Origin of the sequence: Ancylobacter sp., from assembly GCF_965249975.1 — a bacterium.
In the GTDB taxonomy this organism is placed as follows: Bacteria; Pseudomonadota; Alphaproteobacteria; order Rhizobiales; family Xanthobacteraceae; genus Ancylobacter.
The window spans coordinates 25,670-44,601 of the sequence record NZ_CBDFNE010000004.1; the positions used below are offsets into that span (position 1 = coordinate 25,670).

Here is an 18,932-nt window from a genome sequence, read left to right on the forward strand (position 1 = left end):
GTCCTAGTCAGAGGAATGCGACAGGGCCTCGGCAACGCCGGCACGGCGCGCCGCGCGGCGGGCGAGGAGAAAGCTGAGCAGGGGCAGGCAGAGCGAGCCGATGACGAGCAGGGCCAGCACCGCGGAAAGCGGGCGCTGCACGAAGATCGCGGCGCTGCCTTCCGACAGCATCAGGCTCTGGCGCAGCGAGCTTTCCATCATCGGCGCCAGCACCACGGCGAGCACCAGCGGCGCCCGCGGTATGTCGGCGCGGATCATGAGATAGCCGACCATGCCGAACAGCAGCGTCAGCCCGACATTGAACAGGCTGAGGCTGATGGCGTAGGCGCCGACCAGCGACACGATGAGGATGCCGGCGACGAGGTAGGAATAGGGAATGCGCAGCACGCTCGCGAACAGCGGGGCGAGCGGCAGGTTCATGATGAGCAGGATCACATTGCCGATGAACATCGAGGCGATGAGGCCCCAGACCAGATCGGCCTGCTCGGTGAGCAGCATCGGCCCCGGCCGGATGCCGAGCAGCACCAGCGCGGCAAGCAGCACGGCGGTCGAGGCCGAGCCGGGAATGCCGAGCGCGAGCATCGGGATCATCGCGCCATGGGCGGCGGAATTGTTGGCGGATTCCGCCGCGGCCACGCCATCGAGCGCGCCATGGCCGAACTTCTCCGGGTGGCGGCTCGCCTTCTTCTCCACGACATAGGCGAGCAGCGCCGCAACCGTCGGCCCGGCGCCGGGCATCAGCCCGATGAGCAAGCCGATGAAGCCGCCGCGCACGATCGCCATCCGGCATTCCGCCCAGTCCTTGCTCGTCAGCCACATATCCTTGAGCCGGGTGCGGATGACCTGACCCGACTGGGTCTGCTCCATCGACACCAGGATCTCGGCGATGCCGAACACGCCGATGGCGACGGGCAGGAAATCGATGCCTTCCAGCAGCTCCAGCGAGCCGAAGGTGAGCCGCGACGTGCCCTGGATCGGGTCGGTGCCGACCAGGGCGATCATCAGGCCGAGCGTGGCGCCGATCATCGCCTTGAGCGCCGAGCCGGTGCCGAGGCTCGCCGTGGCGGTGATGCCGAGCAGCGCCAGCAGGAAATATTCCGGCGCGGAGAAATTGAGCGCGAAGGCGCTGAGCGCCGGGGTCAGGAACACCAGCGCGGTGACGGAGCCGATGCCGGCGAGGAACGAGCCGATGGCCGCCACGGCCAGCGCCTGTCCGGCGCGTCCCTGCTTCGCAAGCTGGTTGCCGTCGATCGCGGTCATGACGCTCGCAGCTTCGCCGGGGACGTTCACCAGCACCGAGGTAAGCGTGCCGCCATACATGCCGCCATACATGATGCCGGACAGCATCACGAGCGCGGTGACGGGATCGAGGCCGAAGGTGATGGGGAGCAGCAGCGCCATGCCGGCCGATGGCCCGATGCCGGGCAGCGCGCCGATAAGCTGGCCGAGCGTGACGCCGATCAGCACGAACAGCAGGTTGGTGGGCGTCAGCGCGACGGCGAAACCGTTGGCGAGCGAGACGAGTGCGTCCATGTGCGGTCCCTCGCCTCAGATGCCGAGCGGGCCGGTCGGCAAAGCGATGCCGAGCCACGCGATGAAGACGCCATAGACCAGTCCGACCACGATCACGGTGGTGAACAGGCTGGCCATGACCGGCCGCCGCTCGATGCCGAGCAGCAGGAACAGACAGAACAGGACGCTGGCGGTGACGAAGCCCAGCGACGGAATCAACAGCACCATCAGCCAGAGCCCGGCGGTGAGCGCGGCAATGCGCAGGAGGCCGGACCGACCGGGGAAGCTGTGGGGCTCGGCGCTGTCCTCCATCACCGACGTGACGAGAAGGCCGAGTGCCAGAACGACGCCGATCACGCCGACCCAGAACGCGGCGAATGACGAGCCGGGGGCAAAGTCCGCCCAATAGGGCAGTTGCCATGTCCCGAGCAGCACCGTGGCGGAGAGGACGAGCAGCACCAGTGCGGCGATGATGTTGGTTGAGCGCATGCCGAACCCCTGCGTGACGACGGACAGTGGCGGGCCGGGGTTCGCCCGGCCCGCCGGGTCAGCTTCTCACTGCACCGTGGTCGGTTTGGCGAGGCCGAGGTCGCGCAGCAGAGCGAGATGCTCGTCATGCAGTTTCTGCATGTAGGGCTTCACCTGGGCCGCCGGGATCATCTGGCTGCGCAGGAAGTTCTCCTTCAGGCTCGCCTGCCATTCCGGGTTGGCGACCAGCTTGGCGATGGCGTCGTCCCAGAACTTCACCGTCTCGGCGTCGAGACCGGGCGGGCCGGCAAGGCCCCAGGCCTGACCCCACACCACATCGTAGCCCTGCTCCTTCGCGGTCGGGATGTCCTTCAGCTCGGGCGCGGTGCGACGCTCGCTGGCGAGGATCGCGATGATCCGCGCCTTGCCGGCCTTCACCAAAGGCAGTGCTTCGCCCGGCGTCAGGGTCATGAAGTCGACATTGCCGCCAAGGAAGGCCGCCTGCGCGGCGCCGCCGCCGTCGAACGGCACGTAGTTCAGCTTCACCTTGCCGGCCTTTTCGACCAGACCGGACACCATGTGGTCGGTGGAGCCCGACTGGGCGCCAGCGACCTTGACCGAGCGTTCGCGCTTGGCCGCCAGCTCGACGAGTTGCTTCATGTCCTTGATCGGCGAGCTGTCCTGGACGACCAGAACCAGATCGCCCTGGATGAACATGCTGATCGGCGTCAGCTTGTCATAGAGCGTCGGCAGGCCCTGCGTGATCGGCGTGGTCAGGATCGGCTGGGCGATGCACAGCACGACGTTGCGGTCGCCCTGTTTGCCCATGACGAAATTGGCCGCGACCATCCACGAGCCGCCGGTGCGGTTCTGCACCACCAGCGGGTTGGTGATGATCTTCTGCTCGTTGAGGATCTTGGCGGCACGGCGCATCAGCACATCCGGCGTGCCACCCGGGCTGGTGCCCGTGGTGATTTCGATCGGGCCGGTGGGGGCCCCCTGCGCCTGCAGGGCGGTGGGCGCGGCGAGGCAGGCGGCGCCAAGCGCGAACGCGATGGCGGTGTGCTTCAGGCGCAGATGAAGCGGCACGCGTGGCCGCATCTCAGTGTTTGTCTGAATCATGTGGCGTTCCTTCCCAGGCTTGCGGCGGCACAGCGTCTTTTGACGTCTTGTGGTGCAGAGGAAATGGCGACCGTCCGGTGATGTCAAGTTAAAATGAAATAAATATGCTACGTAACCCATGTCGAAACGGCATTTGTATAGTACAAATCGGTATCGATTATGTATCGATAATGTAAAACGCCAGCCTCCTCGGGTGTTTTGAGGTCTGGCTTCCGCTGGCGCACGGTCTGACTGCGCGCCCCACGGTCAGGAGGCGCGTCAGTCTCTAGGTCAACTGGAGCGCTTTTGGCGCCTAATCCAGAAAGCGACAGCCGATATTCTTTTAAATGAAAATTTCCCGTGCTAATATAAGAGAAATAAAACAAAGTCCGGAGGAAGCGGGAATGTCAGCATTACTTACAAAATTATTGAATTATGTATACCAATGCTTAGTCGTTACTGGAACTTCGCACTGCATCGTGGCCGATGAGGGCGCGGGGGTGGGTCGTTCCAAAGGGCGCGATCCGGCATCACGCGGCGTTTCCCATCGCAAGGGTGTCCAGACTCCGCTGTAGCGCGGCGGGCGGTATATTGCGGGTGATGAAGACGATCCGCGTGGTGTGGTCCGCGCTCGGCCACGCCTCCAGCTGCACCGGCGGATGCAGCACGTTCTGCACCGCGTGGACGACGAGAGGCGCCGCTTCGCCGCGCAGCGCCACGATGCCCTTCATGCGGAGGAGATCGCGGCCGCGCAGCGAGAGGATGGCGCGCAGCCATCCGCGCAGCGCGTCGCGGCTGACCGGCCGATCCAGCGTGATCGCGAATGCCTGGATGCCCTTGTCGTGGTGGGAAGGCGCCTGCCCGGTCGGTGTGTGGGGCGCGTGAGCGGCCGCGAAGGCGGCGTCGTTCAGCCAGCGCAGCACGTCGCCGCTGTCGCGCGTCGGTGCCCGCGCGGCGTGGGCGAACAGATCGTCCGGGGCGATGTGTCCCTGAACCACGGTCAGGATTTCAGCGCCGGGGTTTATCGCTCTCAGCCGCTCGCGCAGCGTCGCGATCGCCTCCGGCGTGGCGAGATCGGACTTGGTGAGCACCAGCACATCGGCGAGCCCGACCTGATGCCGTGACTCCTCGAACTCGTCGAGCTGGCCGGCGCCATTGGCGGCATCGACCGTGGTGACCACCGCGCGCAACGCAAAGCGCTCCGCCAGCGTGCGCTCGGTCAGGAACATCTGCACCAGCGAGGCCGGGTCCGCGAGGCCTGTGGTTTCGACGACGATGCGCGAGAAGGGCGGAACCTCGCCCCGTGCCGCCTTGCCGGTCAGGTCGTCCAGCGTATCGACAAGGTCGCCGCGCACGGTGCAGCAGATGCAGCCGCTCTGCAGCACGACGGTGTTCTCGATCGAACTCTCGACCAGCAGATGGTCGATGGCGACATCGCCGAATTCGTTGATGATCACGGCGCTGTCCGCCATGCCGGGATCGCGCAGCAAATGGTTCAGCAGCGTGGTCTTGCCGCTGCCGAGGAAGCCGGTGATCAGCACGACGGGGATCATGGCGGCGTCTCCCCCTAGAGGTCGAGTTCCAAGATATAGAGCCCGCCCGCGTGACGGTCGGCGCAGTAGACGATGCCGTTCTCGTCGACATAGACCTCGTTGATCTGGGTCGCCGGCACGCGCGCACCGGGCGCCGCGGCCGGCACGAAGGCGCCGACCTCGCGCGGAATCAGCGGGTCGCTGATGTCGTGGATGCGCAGGCCGCCATTGAACAGCGTCGAGAACAGCAGGGTCTCGGAGTGCAGCGCCGTCTCGCGTGGCGGGTTTTCATGCAGATTGTGGCAGCCGAACCGGCCGCCCTTGCGGGAATATTCGTCGAAGGAGGGCATGGGCAACGTCGCGAGCGGCACCGGATTGTCCTCGCAGCGTATGTCGAGAATCCAGGTGAGCTTCGGCCAGTCGAAGCCGTCATCATGGATGCACTCATGGCTTGCGACCGCCAGATCGCGGCCGAACAGCGGCATCAGCGTATGCGCGAAGCCCGGGAAGGGTGGATTGGGGCTGAAGCGGGAGATGACGGTCGGGCGGGACTTGTCCGAAACGTCCATCACGAAGAAGCCGCCGTCGATATAGCCGACATAGGCGCGGTCCGGGCGGGCCGGGTAGACATTGGTGTTGTGGCAACGAATCCCGGTGTCGATCTTCAGGCGCGGCGGTGGTGGGGCGTCGTCACCTTCGGCCGTACCCGGCATCCACCAGCGGCCGGCCTCGACCGGCTTCGACGGGTTGCGCACGTCGATGATGCGGTAGGGCTGGTCGTCGAGCGGGTTGCGCGGGGTGAAGTCGGGCGCCCCGGCCGCGCAGTGGACGAATTCGCCATCGACGAACCAGACCTGATGCACGCCGCGCGAATGCGGGCCGGAGCAGTCGAAGAAGCTGACGGAGCGCGGATGCTCCGGCACGGAGATGTCGAACAGCTCGATGCCGGCCGGCTGCGCGCCGTGCTCATAGGTCTGATAGGCCACCGCCATCAGATTGCCCGAGGTCTCCAGCGAGTTCGAGCGCACCCGGTTATGCGGCAGGTCGGTCTGGACGATTACCCTGGGGCGGGCCGGATCGGTGACGTCGACGCCGGTGAAGTTCTTCGGCGGGCCTTCATGCGCGAGCCAGAGAATGCGGCGGCCATCCGGTGCCTTCTGGAGCGACATGCCCTCGCCGATGCCGCCGAAGCCGGCGATCGGGTCATGGGCGATGAGCTTCATGCCGGAGATCAGGTCGATCTTAACGTCGGCAACCCTGGTGTGGTCGAGCATGCGCAGTCCTCCCGGATGGACCCACGCGGACAAGACCCGTCGAACGGTCCTTCTGATTGTTAATCAAAAGGATGTTCGAACAAAATAGCTATGTCAATAAAGGCGAGTGTTGTTTGTTCGCCTCGCGGCTAGTTTCCCTCGTCGCCATTGCCCGCCGAGAGGCTTCGGGAGACCTCCTCATAGTTGCGGATCACCACCTCCACGCTGCCCTGAAAGTGCTCGGCGAGCACGGCGGTGGCGCGGTCCGCGTCGCGGGCGATCGCGGCTTCCGCGATGGTGCGATGCTGGTCGCGCACGCGTTTCAGCAGCTCCTGCGACGACGAGGTCACGACGATCACGCCGCGCCGATAGCGCTGGAAATGATCGGACAGCGCCCCGCAGAAATGCAGCAGCCAGGGCGAGTCGCAGGCGGCGATCAGGCTGTAGTGGAAGCGGTCGTGGCGCAGCTCCCATTCGTCCACCGTCTTGCGGTCCTCGACCGAATGCGGCAGCGGCGTGCGCTCCAGCCGGTGCAGGGCGGCCAGGATCTCCGCCTCCCAATCCTCATCGCCGCGGGCGATGGCGCGGCGCAGCGCGTTGCAGCTGAGCTCGGTGCGCAGCGCGCACAGATCATGCAGGTCCGACAGCGAGAGCGGGGCGACGGTGTAGCCACGGTGGCCTTCGAAACGCACCAGCTGATCGGACACCAGACGCGACAGGGCCTCGCGCAGCGGCGCGATGCCGACGCCATAGATCGCGCTCAGCTGGCGAAAGCGCAGCCGCTCGCCGGGCTTGAGATGACCGGCGATCAGGTCGCGGCGCAGCCGGGCGTAAATCTCGATGCCGAGCGTTGTCGATTCGTCGTCCGCGACCGCGACGGGCTGAAGGGACACAGGGCACTCTCCACGGCTACAATTACCGGTGGATCATACGCGCGGGGGACGTTCGATCAAAGCGAAGATGTTCGAGGCCCAATGGGCCAATCGTCTAACGCTTTGCGTTGTCCTCGGTTTCCCGACCGGCGAGGTGGGTCAGCACCGGGCCGACGCCGGTGAGGAAGGTGTCGACCGCGTTGCGGATCATGGTCGGCCGGTCGACCGGCATCGGGAACTGGTACACGATCTCGCGGACGCCGTAATAGAAGATGCCACCCTGGAGGGTCCAGAACAATTCGACCTCCTCCGGCCTCGGCGGTTCGTTCCCGCTCAGCCCGAAACTCTGCCGGGTTGCCAAGGTGATGGGCCGCAGGATCTCAGCCTCCACCTTCGCGGCATAGCGCCGGTTGATGTCGACGCCGCGCAGCCCCGCGAAGATGTAGATGCGGATCCATTCCGGCGTGAAGATGGTGCGCGTGTAGTCCTCATAGAAGCGGATGATGCGCTCGCGGATCGGGCGGCTCTCGTCCATCAATCCCTCGCGCCATTCGCTCTTCCAGCGATTGACGTAGATTTCCTGGTAGACGGCGGCGATCAGGTCGTCCTTGCTGGGGAAATAGCGGTAGAGCAGCGGCTGGGTGACGCCAAGGCGCTGGGCAAGTTCGCGGGTGCCGGCCTCGAACCCGACCTCCGCGAACAGCTCGATGGCCTTGCGGACGAATTCGCGATGCCGGTCTTCGGGCTTGTTGCGGGTGCGCCGGGCCGCGCGAACCGTGCCGGCGGCTTCAGCGGAGGGAGATGACGGGCCGTCCATTGATCTTGCGTCGATATCCCTGTCGCGGCGCGTCTCACACGGCCGGGTTGTCGGCTTCCATGCCGAGCGCAAGGCGCCCGAAAGCGGCGTTGGCGACATCGGTGCTGAAGGCGATATGGGCGCTTATAGCATGGGCGTCGCGAAAGCGGCGCTGCGCGCTGCCCGAAAGATAGAGCGCCTGCGCGCCGCCTGCGCCATTGATTTCGTCCACCGCCTGCGTCGTCAAGCCGGTCGCGAAGGCCAGATCCCGGCGATAGGCGAATTTCGTCACCGGGTCGGGGACATGGCCGCGCGCGGCATCGCGCATCGCCTCATGGCAGATCGCCAGCATCATGCGCCGGGCGTGGGACAGCCGGGTCGCGGCGCTGCCGATGTGAATCTGCACGCTCTGCAGTTCGGCCAGCCGCGCGCCGGTATAGCTCGCCGCACGCTTGCGGGTGGACGCCACGTGATCGGTGAGGGCGCCTTCGCCATTGCCAAGCCCGACACCCGAGAGGATGGCCGGGAACAGGGCGAATACCGGCAGGCGGTAGAGCGGCGCGGGATGCCGCTCGGCACCCGGCGTCCCGCCGCCTTTCAGATGCGCGACCGAGACGGTCATCTCCTCCGGCACGAAAACCTCCTCGCACACCACGTCGTTGGAGCCCGTGCCCTTGAGCCCCGTGACCTGCCAGGTGTCGAGAATCCTGTAGTCCGCGCGGGGGAGCAGGAACACACGGTGGTCCGGCGCCGCGCCGTCCGCGCGCAGGATGCCGGCGAGCATGTTCCAGCCGCAGACATCGACGCCCGAGGAAAAGGGCCAGCGCCCGGAAAGCACATAGCCGCCTGGCGCCTTCGTCACCTTGGCGGCGGGAAAGACGAAGGAGGAGGCGATGAGCGCGTCACGGTCCTCGTTCCAGACGCGGTCCTGCGCGGCCGGCGGGAACATGGCCAGCATCCAGTGATGGCTGGCGAGGTTGGTGAGATTCCACGCCGTCGAGGCACAGCCGGCGGCGAGCGCGGCGCCGATGGTGATCAGGCTTTCATAGCCGAGTTCGGCGCCGCCGACCGCCTGCGGCTGAAGCATCCGGTAGAGGCCGCTCTCATGCAGATCGCGCTCGCTTTCCGGCGGCAGGCGCCGCAAATCCTCGGTGCGCGGGGCGCGTTCGGCGAACACCGAGGCGAGTTCGACGGCGCGCCCGAGCAGTTCATCGTGGCGCCGCTCCTCGGGCGAGCGGGCGAGGGCGGGCACCGAGATCGTGGCGCTCATCACCGCCTCCCTCACGCGTGCCGGCGGCGGTCGAGGTAAAGGGTCGCCTCGAGATTCTCGCCAACCTGCTCGAAGCGGTCGGCGAGACGCTTGAGCTCGGGAATCCGCGAGGTGTCGAGGCTGGAAACATCCGGCCAGTCGACCTCGACGAGATTGCCGCCGGGATCGCGCAGATAAAGCTGCACCGTGCCGTCGGGCATCTCGTTCACGCCATTGCCGAAGGTCGTGTGGTCGATGAGGCCGGCGTCGCGCGCCCGCTCATACACGCCCATGAAGTCGTCCACGTTGAGAGCGAAATGCTGAAAGTTCGGCGTGGCGTCGGGCAGGCCGAAGATGTGCAGCTGCTGGTTGCCGCAGCGCAGATACTGGGTGCGGAAGCCGAAATTATAGGTCGGGATGATCTCCATCCCGAACAGCTCGACATAGAAGCGAACGGACTCGTCGACATCGCGGGCGCTGATCGAGAGATGGTTCAGGCCGGTGGCGTGCATGGCGTTCCCTTCCTATTAATTATCGAACGATAAATAACATGGGCGGGTGGACCCCGGCAAGGCTTGACACGTCTCGGTCATTTAGTTTTCACTCGATAAATAAGAACGGATAGCGATGGACCGCGCCGCGCCTCGCCGCTCGCGCCCACATGTGGCTCCACCGAGGGGCCGGGAGGAAAACATGCCCCGCCATTTGAAGACCGCCCGCTCCAGCGCGGAGCGGGCCGACGCCGATGCGCAGGTGCGCGCCACGGTCGAGACCATACTGAAGGAGATCGAGGCCGGCGGGGACGCGGCGGTCCGCGCCTTTTCCGAGCGCTTCGACAAATGGTCGCCGGCGAGCTTCAAGTTGTCCGAGCCGGAGATCGAAGCGGCGCTGTCGAAGGTCTCGAAGTCCGATCTCGACGACATCCGCTTTGCCCAGGCACAGGTGCGCAACTTCGCCCAGAAGCAGCGCGCCTGCATCACCGACCTTGAGGTGGAAACCCTGCCGGGCGTGGTGCTCGGCCACCGCAATGTGCCGGTGGAGCGTGTCGGCTGCTATGTGCCGGGCGGCAAATATCCCATGGTCGCCTCCGCCCATATGAGCGTGGTCACCGCCAAGGTCGCCGGCGTGAAGAGCGTCGTGGCGGCGGCCCCGCCCTTCGAGAACGGACCGCATCCCGCCATCGTCGCGGCGATGCATCTGGCGGGAGCCGACGAAATTCTCGTGCTTGGCGGGGTACAGGCCGTGGCCGCGATGGCGCTGGGCACCGAAACGGTCGCGCCGGTCGACATGCTGGTGGGGCCGGGCAATGCCTTCGTCGCCGAGGCCAAGCGGCAACTCTATGGCCGCGTCGGCATCGACCTGTTCGCCGGCCCGACCGAAACGCTGGTGATTGCCGACGCTACGGTCGATGCCGAGATCTGCGCGACCGACCTTCTGGGCCAGGCCGAACACGGACCGACCTCGCCGGCGGTGCTGCTCACCAATTCCGAGACGCTGGCGCGCGCGACCATGGCCGAGATCGAGCGACTGCTCGACATCCTGCCGACCCGCGAGATCGCCTCGGTTTCCTGGCGCGATTTCGGCGAGGTGATTGTCTGCGACAGCCTCGACGAGATGGTGGCCGAGGCCGACCGCATCGCATCCGAGCACGTGCAGGTGATGACCGCCGACCCCGACTACTTCCTGAACAACATGCGCAATTACGGCGCGCTGTTCCTCGGCCCGCGCACCAATGTCGCCTATGGCGACAAGGTGATCGGCACCAATCACACGCTGCCGACCAGGAAGGCGGCGCGCTACACCGGCGGGCTCTGGGTCGGCAAATTCCTGAAGACCTGCACCTATCAGAAGGTGACCAGCGACAAAGCGAGCGCGGAAATTGGCGCGTACTGCTCGCGGCTCTGCGTGCTCGAAGGTTTCCTCGGCCATGCCGAGCAGGCCAATGTCCGGGTCCGCCGCTATGGCGGCGGCAATGTCGAGTACGCGGCGGCTGCGGCCCACACGATCGGGTGACGCCGGCCCGCCGCGCCCCTCGGATTCCCTCTGCCATGCCCGGAGCCGCAGCATGAGCCTTCTCAGCGACCGCGCGCCTTATCTCGCCTTTCCGGACCGGCCGCGCCTGCATTTGCCCGATGATGCCCGCGTCGCGGTCTGGATCATCGTCAATGTCGAGGAATGGTCCATCGCCCGGCCTATGCCGCGCACCGTGCTGCCGCCGCCCATGGGCCAGCCGCTGATGCCCGATCTGCCCAACTGGGCCTGGCATGAATACGGCATGCGGGTCGGCTTCTGGCGGCTGCTTAAAGCCATCGAATCCCGCGGGCTTCGCGCCACTTTCGCGGTGAACGGCCATGTCTGCCGTTCCTATGAGCGGGTGGCGCGGGCGGCGCGCGATGCCGGCTGGGAGTTCATGGGCCACGGCTATGTGCAGCAGCCCATGCATCATGCGGAGGACCAGCGCAAAGCGATCTTCGACACGGTGGAGGCGATCCGTGATTTTACCGGCCGCCCGCCGCCGGGCTGGGAAAGTCCCGGCCTCACCGAAAACGATGCGACGCTCGACCTGCTGAAGGAGGCCGGCGTCGGCTATGTCGCCAATTGGGTGATCGACGACCTGCCGCTGGAACTCGCCACCGCCCATGGGCCGATGCTGTCGGTCCCCTATTCGGTGGAGACCAACGACATCGTCGTGCATGCCGTGCAGCATCAGCCTTCCGACGCCTTTCTGCGCCGCTGTACGCTGCAGTTCGACCGGTTGTGGGAGGAGGGCGCGGAGAACGCCAAGGTGATGGCGATCAGCACGCACCCCTATCTTACCGGCGTGCCGCACCGCATCGGCTATTTCGAACAGTTGCTGGACTATGTGCGCACCCGGCCGCAGGTGGCGATGATGACCGGCGAGGCGATCGCCGACTGGTATCGCACGGCGAGCCGGTAATCGGTTTAGAAGCTCGGCAGCCGGGGCGCTCCGGGCGCGATGGGCAGCACATTGTCGCGCCAGAAGCCGTTGCCGCGTTCGCCGAGCAGTTCGGCGAAGAGGCCGGGTCGGCTAAGATCGGCGGCGCTGATCCTGCGCACGGTTATTCCCGCCGCGGCGAGGTGCTCCTGCCGTCGGCGCTCGGCCGATGGGAGCAGGGCCGAGGGCTCGAAAAGCACGGCCGCGGCGGTCTCGCCAAGCCACAGGAACATGTCCACCGGGATCTGCACCCCAGCAGCCAGCGGCACCAGTGCGCGCGGCAGCGGCAGGGGGGCGGCGTAGAGCACGTCTTCCGGCACGAAGAGCCCGGCCATCCCCCCTAAACGCTCGCCGATCTCCTCGCGATGGCCAGCGATGATCGCGCGGAGATGCGCGAAATAGAAGTCGATGAACAGGCCGGCGCTGCGGTTCCACCCGCCGGCCAGCCGCTTCAGATGCTCGGCCAGCCGGACATCCGTTGGCGTGTTCTCCTGCCCGATCGCGGGCGGCGGCAGATCGAACGCCTCGTCGTTGAGACGCAGCAATTCCCCCGGACGCACGGGCATCCGGAGGAAACCGTCGAGGGAGCCATTGGCCGGTGCCTTCGCGACGCCATAGGCGACGAGCGGCGGCGCGCCGGCCAGGGTGGGGGGACGGCCTGTCACCGCCGGCTCTCGGGATGCCAGATCAGCAGGCGGCGGCGGACGATTTCGAGACTCTTCACCACTATGAAACCGAGAAGGATGATCTGGACGATGCCGGCGAACACGCCGACCGAGTCGGCGAAGCGCCCGGCCATGATCATCGAGCCCCCCACACCGCGTCCACCCATCAGCATTTCCGTGACAATGGTGGTGATCATGCCGGTCGGCAAGGCGACCTGAAGGCCGGTGATGATCTGCGGCATGGCCATGGGCAGATACACCTCCCACAGCAACGCGGACTCCTTGGCGCCCAGCGACCGGGCCGACCAGATCGGCCATTTGTCAAGGCCGGAGCAGCCGGCATAGGTCGCCGCGACGATCGGGAAGAAGCAGGAGAACGACACCATGATGATCTTCGAGGTGTCGTAAATGTCGAACCACAGGATGAAGATCGGCAGAAAGGCGATCTTCGGCATCGGGAAGCCGATGGAAACCAGCGGGTCGAGGAACCAGCGCATCACTGCCGAACGCGCCATCACAATGCCGGCGGGAATGCCGATCGCCGCGCCGATGACGAAGCCGAGCAAGGCGCGATACAGGGTGAGGCCGAGATCGACCAGCACGTTGCCCGCGAGCACATCCTCCCAGATCCGCCCCAGCACCACGCTGAGCGGCGGCAGCAGGAACGGGTTGAGCGCGCCGAAGCGTGCGCCGAATTCCCACATGCCGGCAAGCAGGGCGACCACCGCGATCTGAACGAGGGTGTCGACCGTCTTCGCTGAGAGGGGGCCGGCCGGACGCGGCGCCGTCACCTTCCTGGCGGGCCTGTCGGGAGCGATGTCGCGGGCCTGAGCCATGGTCATCACGCCTCCCTCCAGCGCAGCGAGCGCCGGGCGAACATCGCGTAGAGGCGATCTGCCGCGAAACCGATGCCAGCGACGAAAAAGATGGCGGCGAACATGGCCGGATACTGTCCGCCGTCGCCGAGCGAGGAAATCATGAAGCCGACGCCATCGGTGGCGATGACGAATTCCGAGCTCACCATCAGGATGAAGGAGAAGGCGAGCGCGGTGCGGCAGCCGTTGAGAATGTCCGGCATCGCCCCGCGCAGCACGACTTCGCGCAGCACGTCGAAGCGCGAGGCACCGAGGCTTGCCGCCGACCACAGCAGGAACGGGTTGACGCCCCGCGCGCCATTATACGTCCCGACCACAACCGGGAGCAGGCAGCCGAGAAAGATCAGCAGGATCTTGGAGGAATCCCCGAGGCCCAGCCAGATCATGACGACGGGGATCAGAGCGGATTTCGGCATGGGGTAGAAGATCTGCACGATCGGATTGACCAGCAGCCGGGCGGGGCGGAACTGCGCCATCATCAGCCCGATGACCACACCGACAATCACCGCAGCGCCCAGTCCTGCCGCCGCGCGGCTGATCGAGCGGGCGGTGTTGTAGAGCAGGTCGCCATTGACCAGCATCTGGACGAAGGCGGAAAACACCTCGCCGAGCCCGGGCAGCATCTGCTGCGAGACGATGCCGCTGAGGCCGAGAAACTCCCAGAACAACGCCAGCAGCAGCAGCGGCGAGAAGCGGAAGGCCGTGTCGATGAGGGTATAGCCAAAGCCGGAGGATCGCCGTCCGCCGGCGAAGATGTCGCTCATCAGTGCACCCCCCGCGTCGCGGCCACCGCCTGCTCGCGCACCAGACGCCAGATGTGCTCGCTGAGCCCGATGAAGTCGCGATTTTCGAGGATCTCCTCGCCGCGATCCTTGGGCAGGTTGACATCGATGACGTGCTGGATGCGGCCCGGCCGCGCGCTCATGATCGAGATGCGGTCGGCGAGGAACACCGCTTCCTGAACGTCATGGGTCACGAACACCACGGTCTTGCGGCTCTCGCGCCAGATCGCGCGCAGCTCTTCCTGCATCACGCGCCTTGTCTGCGCGTCGAGCGCGCCGAACGGCTCGTCCATCAGCAGGATGCCCGGGTCGACCGCCAGCGTGCGGGCGATGGCGGCGCGCTGCTGCATGCCGCCGGAGAGCTGCGAGGGATAGGCGTTCTCGAAGCCGGTGAGATGCACCATGTCGATATAGCGCTGGGCGCGCGGCTCGCGTTCGGCGCTGGGGTAGCCGGCTTTCTTCAGGCCGTAGAGCACATTGTCCTTCACCGTCTTCCACGGGAACAGGGCGAAGTTCTGGAACACGATGCTGCGGTCCGGCCCCGGCGCCGTCACCAGGCCGGCGGCGGTGGAGATCGTCCCGGACTGCACCGGGATGAAGCCACCGACGAGATAGAGCAGCGTGCTCTTGCCGCAGCCCGAGGGGCCGAGCAGGCAATGGAACTCGCCATCGCCGATCTCGAGATTGATGCCGTCCAGAGCCAGTACCCCGCTGCCGCCCTGCGCACCGTAGCTGTGCGACACATCGCTGATCGAAATGCCGCTGGCGAGATGGGCGCCCTGTCGCGGGGCGGCGGATGCGTCGGTCCTGCTCATTGGCTTGCCTCGATCCGCTTCTGTGCCTCCTTGACGAAGCTGAGGTCGACATAGTCGGGATCGACCTTGATGCCGCGCTGGGCGAGGCCGAGATCGACCGCGATATCGATGCTTTCCTGAATCGCCTTCACGTTCGGCACCATGAAGGGATCGCGGAAATAGTCTTCGTTGGTGAACAGGTAGCTCAGCGACTCCGGCGGCTGCTGCATGAAGTTGGCGATGATCTTCACCGCCTCGTCATGGTTCTTGGGATCGGTGAACCAGCGCACGGCGCGCACATGGTCCTCGAAGAAGTCCATCAGCGCCTGGCGGTTGTCCGCGAGGAACGTGCCCTTGGCGGCGAGAAAGACGAGCTGCGACGGCCCCATCGCATCCTTGGAGGTGAACAGCACCTTGTAATTGCCGGTGGCGAGCAGCTGCTTCGACATCGGCTGCAGCACGGTGCCGAGGTCGATCTTCTTCTCATCCAGCATCGCCGGGATGTTGGGGAAGGCGACCTCGACCATCGTGTAGTCGCGCTTGTCCTGCATGTTGTTCTTGCGGAACATGGCGCGGATGCCGGTGTCGGAAGCCGAGCCGATGGCGTTGGTGCCGACCCGCTTGCCCTTCATGTCGGCGATGCTGTTGATGCCGGAATCGGCGCGGACCATGAAGGTCTCGCTGTGGCTGTCGCCGACCCCGTCCTGAATGATGTCGGCCACCACCTTCACGTCGAGCCGGGCATTGGTCGCGGCGAGCGCGAGGACCAACGGGCCGAATGCGGCCATGTCGATCTCGTTCGCCGCCATGGCGGTGATCTGCGGCGAGGACCCGCGGAACCGAATGGGCTCCACCGTGTAACTCTTGCCGTAGTATTTGAGGATGTCCGGCTTGCTGTAGAGCACCGGAATGAGATGGCCCGGCATGGTGGACCAGCCGATGCGGATCTTGACCGGGTCGGCCTTTGCCGGGGTCAACCCGCCGGGGGCGAGGATGAGGGCCGCCGTCGCGGCCGCGAGCGCCAAGGCGCCGCGTCGTGTTGCCATGATCGTTTTCTCCCGATGCGCCCGGGCTTTGGCCGGATCACGTGTTTCTGAGCAGAGAAGATCGGGGCGTCCCACGGACTCCGCGCGGGAGAGGCGAGCGTCCCGGTCGGCTTGGCGTCACCCGCCGCTGGTTCTTCGCGCGGCAGTTCCTGCTTATTTATCGATTGATAATCACTCTGATTTTCGATCATGTCAACGATGCAAGATGATCTCGTCATCGTTCGCAAGCCGTAAGGCGCGGATGGCGCTGCCGGCTAACGCCCGCCGCCGACGGGAATAATGGCGCCCGTGACATAGGCGCTGGCCGGCGAGGCCAGCCACATCACGACATCGGCAACTTCCCCTGCCGTGCCCGGCCGCTGCATCGGAATCATCGGGCCGAGCCGCTCCAGCCGTTCGGGCGCGCCGGCGGCGGCGTGCAGATCGGTGGCGATGAGACCCGGTGCGACGGCATTGACGCGAATGCCTTCCGCCGCCACCTCGCGCGCGAGACCGATGGTGAGGCTGTCCACCGCGCCTTTGCTGGCCGCATAATGCACCCACTCGCCGGCACCGCCGAGTTCGGCGGCGCGCGAGGACATGTTGATGATGAGGCCGCCGCGCCCGCCACGGCGCGTCGACATGCGCTTCACCGCCTCCCGGCAGCACAGGAAGCTGCCGACGACGTTCACGGCCATGATGTCGGTGAGCGCGCGGGCGGTGATCGCCTCGACGCGGCCGAGCGGACCGACACCGCCGGCATTGTTGACCAGCACGTCGGGCGGGCCGAAACGGGCATCAACCGTGCGGAACAGCGCGAGGATGTCGGCCTCTTCGGCGACATCCGCCTTGACGATGAATGCGTCGCCGCCGGCCGTCGTGACGGCCTCGGCAACCGCTTCGGCGCCGGCTGCGTCATCCTTGTAGGTGAGGGCGACCCGATAACGGGCGGCGCCCGCGGCACGGGCGATGGCCGCGCCGATGCCCTTGGAGCCTCCCGTGACGATGAGGGTGCGCGGCGTGGCGGATGCAGGGACTTCGGATACAGGCATGGCACGCCTCCTCAGGCGACGGTGACGAAGCGGTCCGTACCGACGGCGGCAATGATGGCTTCCAGCACCGCGACGCCGTGGATCATCTCTGCGGGTGTCAGGGGATAAGGCGTGCCGCCTTGGGCGGCCTGCGCAAAAGCGTCGAGTTCGGCCCGCAACGTATCGAAGCCGGCCACCGTGTCGTGCGTGGTCGGCGCCGCCGGCACCCCGGAGGCGGTCGGCACCGGCTGCAGGCTGAAACTGTCCAGCGTCGCCCCGGTGATGGTCGCGGTGGCGGCCGAGCCGGCGACCATGAAGCGATAGGTCGGCGCCGCGGTGGTGAAGGCGAGCAGCGAGCCGGTCTGCCCGCTCCGGAAGCGCAGCAGCACCGAGGTTGTATCCTCGGCGCCCGAGGGCGCGGCGCGGTGAACGCTCTGGCAGGCGACGGCCTCCACCGCGCCGAACAGGTCGATCATGCCATCCACGAGGTGGATGCCAAGCCCGGTCATTCCGCCGGCCGGCGACTGATCGGGATCGGTGCGCCACCCGCCGGGCGGCAGGAACAGGCCGGTCGGCGAGGCCATTTCGCCATGGCCATGCAGCGGCGTGCCGAGTTCGCCCGCCCGCACGAGAGCCCGCAATCGGTGCATGTTGGGATGGAAGCGCCGGTTATGGCCGAGCGCCAGCGTCACGCCGGCGCGCGCCGCCGCGGCGACGGCTCGCTCGGCGCTCACCTTCGTCAGGGTGAAGGGCTTTTCGACGAAGATGTGCTTGCCCGCTTCGGCCGCCCGCGCGACCTGCTCGGCGTGCTGGAGATGCGGCGTCGCCAGCACCACCGCCTCGACCGAGGGATCGGCCAGCACGGCCTCAAAACTGTCCTTGAGTTCGATGCCGGCGGAGGCGGCGAAGCCCTCTGCCTTGGCGCGGGTCCCGGTCGCGGCGCAGGTGAAGCGGATGAGGTCGCTTTTCCCCTGGACAGAACCCACGAGAGACTGGCCCCAGCGGCCGAGCCCGATGATCGCGGTGCGCAGCATGGTCTAGAAATCCACCTGGTCCGCGCCCTTGAGCGCGAGCATGTCGCGGGCCTCATCGGGCGTGGCGAGTTCAAGACCCATGCCTTCGAGGATCTGCCGTGCCTTCCGCACCTGCGCGGCGCTGGAAGGCGCGAGTTCGCCCGGCCCGAGCCACAGCGAATCTTCCAGCCCGACGCGGACATTGGCCCCCATAGAGGCGGCCATGGCGGCGACCCGAAGCTGCGAGGCCCCGGCGCCGAGCACCGACCAGCGATACTGGTCGCCGAACAGCCGGTCGGCCGTGCGCTTCATATGGATGATGTCTTCGGGATGCGTGCCGATGCCGCCGAGAATGCCGAACACCGACTGCACGAAGAGCGGCGGCTTGACCAGGCCGCGATCGAGGAAATGCTTGAGATTGTAGAGATGGGCGATGTCGTAGCACTCGAACTCGAAGCGCGTGCCATTGCCATAGCAGGTCTCGAGAATGTACTCGATGTCCTTGAAGGAGTTGCGGAAAACCAGATCCCGCGTCGCTTCCAGATGCTGGCGCTCCCACGCGAACTTGAAGTCCTTGTAGCGGTCGAGCAGGTGGTACAGGCCGAAATTGATCGACCCCATATTGAGCGAGGCGACCTCCGGCTTGAAGTGCGCCGCCGGCAGCACACGCTCTTCGACCTTCATATAGGGGCTGCCGCCCGTGGTGATGTTGATGGCGGCCGAGGTGCGCTGCTTGAGCTGCGGCAGGAAACGCCCGAACGCCTCGGGCGTCTGGTCCGGCTTGCCGGTCTCCGGGTCGCGGGCGTGAAGATGCAGGATCGCGGCACCGGCTTCAGCGGCGCCGATGGCGTCGGCGATGATCTCGTCCGGCGTGATCGGCAGATGCGGCGACATGGAAGGCGTGTGGATCGCGCCGGTGCAGGCGCAGGTGACGATGACCTTGCGGGCGGCAGCCATGATTGGCTCCAATGATGCGAGCAGCGAGGGGACGGCGCGGGTCTGCGCCGC

The 18,932-nt window shown here is 66.3% G+C and carries 19 protein-coding genes; 2 read left to right on the forward strand and 17 right to left on the reverse strand.

Annotated features, from left to right (window positions below; all coding sequences use genetic code 11):
• Window positions 1–3: 3 nt before the first annotated feature.
• The 9 genes from ACP2AH_RS04735 to ACP2AH_RS04775 all read right to left on the reverse strand — a co-directional run bounded on the left by ACP2AH_RS04735 (window position 4) and on the right by ACP2AH_RS04775 (window position 9,295).
• Window positions 4–1,533 carry a tripartite tricarboxylate transporter permease gene (locus ACP2AH_RS04735; RefSeq protein ID WP_425104754.1) on the reverse strand — a complete coding sequence of 510 codons (1,530 nt, stop codon included), beginning with the start codon at window positions 1,531–1,533 and terminating at the stop codon, window positions 4–6.
• A 15-nt stretch (window positions 1,534–1,548) separates the two neighbouring features.
• Window positions 1,549–2,001, reverse strand: a complete 453-nt coding sequence (locus tag ACP2AH_RS04740) for a tripartite tricarboxylate transporter TctB family protein (protein WP_425104755.1) — start codon at window positions 1,999–2,001, stop codon at window positions 1,549–1,551.
• Window positions 2,002–2,067: 66 nt separating this feature from the next.
• Window positions 2,068–3,102, reverse strand: coding sequence for a Bug family tripartite tricarboxylate transporter substrate binding protein (locus tag ACP2AH_RS04745; protein ID WP_425104756.1), 1,035 nt, complete (start codon window positions 3,100–3,102; stop codon window positions 2,068–2,070).
• 509 nt (window positions 3,103–3,611) lie between these two features.
• Entirely contained in the window at window positions 3,612–4,634 is a 1,023-nt protein-coding gene (locus ACP2AH_RS04750; RefSeq protein WP_425104757.1) for a CobW family GTP-binding protein, read from the reverse strand.
• 14 nt (window positions 4,635–4,648) lie between these two features.
• The gene (locus ACP2AH_RS04755; RefSeq protein ID WP_425104758.1) at window positions 4,649–5,887 is read right to left on the reverse strand and encodes an LVIVD repeat-containing protein; all 1,239 of its coding nucleotides are present in this window, start codon (window positions 5,885–5,887) and stop codon (window positions 4,649–4,651) included.
• A 128-nt stretch (window positions 5,888–6,015) separates the two neighbouring features.
• On the reverse strand, window positions 6,016–6,759 hold the full coding sequence (locus tag ACP2AH_RS04760; RefSeq protein ID WP_425104759.1) for an FCD domain-containing protein: 744 nt from the start codon (window positions 6,757–6,759) through the stop codon (window positions 6,016–6,018).
• A 94-nt stretch (window positions 6,760–6,853) separates the two neighbouring features.
• Window positions 6,854–7,555, reverse strand: coding sequence for a TetR/AcrR family transcriptional regulator (locus tag ACP2AH_RS04765; protein ID WP_425104760.1), 702 nt, complete (start codon window positions 7,553–7,555; stop codon window positions 6,854–6,856).
• Between the two features lie 34 nt (window positions 7,556–7,589).
• Window positions 7,590–8,804: an acyl-CoA dehydrogenase family protein gene (locus ACP2AH_RS04770; RefSeq protein ID WP_425104761.1), complete on the reverse strand. Its 1,215-nt coding sequence runs from the start codon at window positions 8,802–8,804 to the stop codon at window positions 7,590–7,592.
• Window positions 8,805–8,815: 11 nt separating this feature from the next.
• Complete coding sequence (locus ACP2AH_RS04775; RefSeq protein ID WP_425104762.1) at window positions 8,816–9,295, reverse strand: VOC family protein; 480 nt, start codon at window positions 9,293–9,295, stop codon at window positions 8,816–8,818.
• A 181-nt stretch (window positions 9,296–9,476) separates the two neighbouring features.
• Between ACP2AH_RS04775 and hisD the strand changes: the two genes are divergently transcribed.
• Both hisD and ACP2AH_RS04785 read left to right on the forward strand, forming a co-directional pair.
• Complete coding sequence (gene hisD / locus ACP2AH_RS04780) at window positions 9,477–10,796, forward strand: histidinol dehydrogenase (RefSeq protein WP_425104763.1); 1,320 nt, start codon at window positions 9,477–9,479, stop codon at window positions 10,794–10,796.
• Between the two features lie 52 nt (window positions 10,797–10,848).
• Window positions 10,849–11,721 carry a polysaccharide deacetylase family protein gene (locus ACP2AH_RS04785; RefSeq protein ID WP_425104764.1) on the forward strand — a complete coding sequence of 291 codons (873 nt, stop codon included), beginning with the start codon at window positions 10,849–10,851 and terminating at the stop codon, window positions 11,719–11,721.
• A 5-nt stretch (window positions 11,722–11,726) separates the two neighbouring features.
• Here ACP2AH_RS04785 and ACP2AH_RS04790 read toward each other — a convergent pair whose 3' ends face one another.
• The 8 genes from ACP2AH_RS04790 to ACP2AH_RS04825 all read right to left on the reverse strand — a co-directional run bounded on the left by ACP2AH_RS04790 (window position 11,727) and on the right by ACP2AH_RS04825 (window position 18,881).
• Window positions 11,727–12,404: a hypothetical protein gene (locus ACP2AH_RS04790; RefSeq protein WP_425104765.1), complete on the reverse strand. Its 678-nt coding sequence runs from the start codon at window positions 12,402–12,404 to the stop codon at window positions 11,727–11,729.
• Window positions 12,401–13,246: an ABC transporter permease gene (locus ACP2AH_RS04795; protein ID WP_425104766.1), complete on the reverse strand. Its 846-nt coding sequence runs from the start codon at window positions 13,244–13,246 to the stop codon at window positions 12,401–12,403. The genes ACP2AH_RS04790 and ACP2AH_RS04795 overlap by 4 nt, the downstream gene beginning before the upstream one ends.
• Window positions 13,246–14,043 carry an ABC transporter permease gene (locus ACP2AH_RS04800; protein WP_425104767.1) on the reverse strand — a complete coding sequence of 266 codons (798 nt, stop codon included), beginning with the start codon at window positions 14,041–14,043 and terminating at the stop codon, window positions 13,246–13,248. Before ACP2AH_RS04800 ends, ACP2AH_RS04795 begins: the two co-directional genes overlap by 1 nt.
• Window positions 14,043–14,876 carry an ABC transporter ATP-binding protein gene (locus ACP2AH_RS04805; protein WP_425104768.1) on the reverse strand — a complete coding sequence of 278 codons (834 nt, stop codon included), beginning with the start codon at window positions 14,874–14,876 and terminating at the stop codon, window positions 14,043–14,045. The genes ACP2AH_RS04800 and ACP2AH_RS04805 overlap by 1 nt, the downstream gene beginning before the upstream one ends.
• Entirely contained in the window at window positions 14,873–15,901 is a 1,029-nt protein-coding gene (locus ACP2AH_RS04810; protein ID WP_425104769.1) for an ABC transporter substrate-binding protein, read from the reverse strand. The genes ACP2AH_RS04805 and ACP2AH_RS04810 overlap by 4 nt, the downstream gene beginning before the upstream one ends.
• A gap of 254 nt (window positions 15,902–16,155) precedes the next feature.
• A complete protein-coding gene (locus ACP2AH_RS04815; RefSeq protein ID WP_425104770.1) occupies window positions 16,156–16,932 on the reverse strand; it encodes an SDR family oxidoreductase in 777 nt (258 codons plus the stop codon).
• Window positions 16,933–16,943: 11 nt separating this feature from the next.
• Entirely contained in the window at window positions 16,944–17,945 is a 1,002-nt protein-coding gene (locus ACP2AH_RS04820) for a Gfo/Idh/MocA family protein (protein WP_425104771.1), read from the reverse strand.
• A 3-nt stretch (window positions 17,946–17,948) separates the two neighbouring features.
• Window positions 17,949–18,881: a 3-keto-5-aminohexanoate cleavage protein gene (locus ACP2AH_RS04825; RefSeq protein WP_425104772.1), complete on the reverse strand. Its 933-nt coding sequence runs from the start codon at window positions 18,879–18,881 to the stop codon at window positions 17,949–17,951.
• Between the last annotated feature and the right edge of the window lie 51 nt (window positions 18,882–18,932).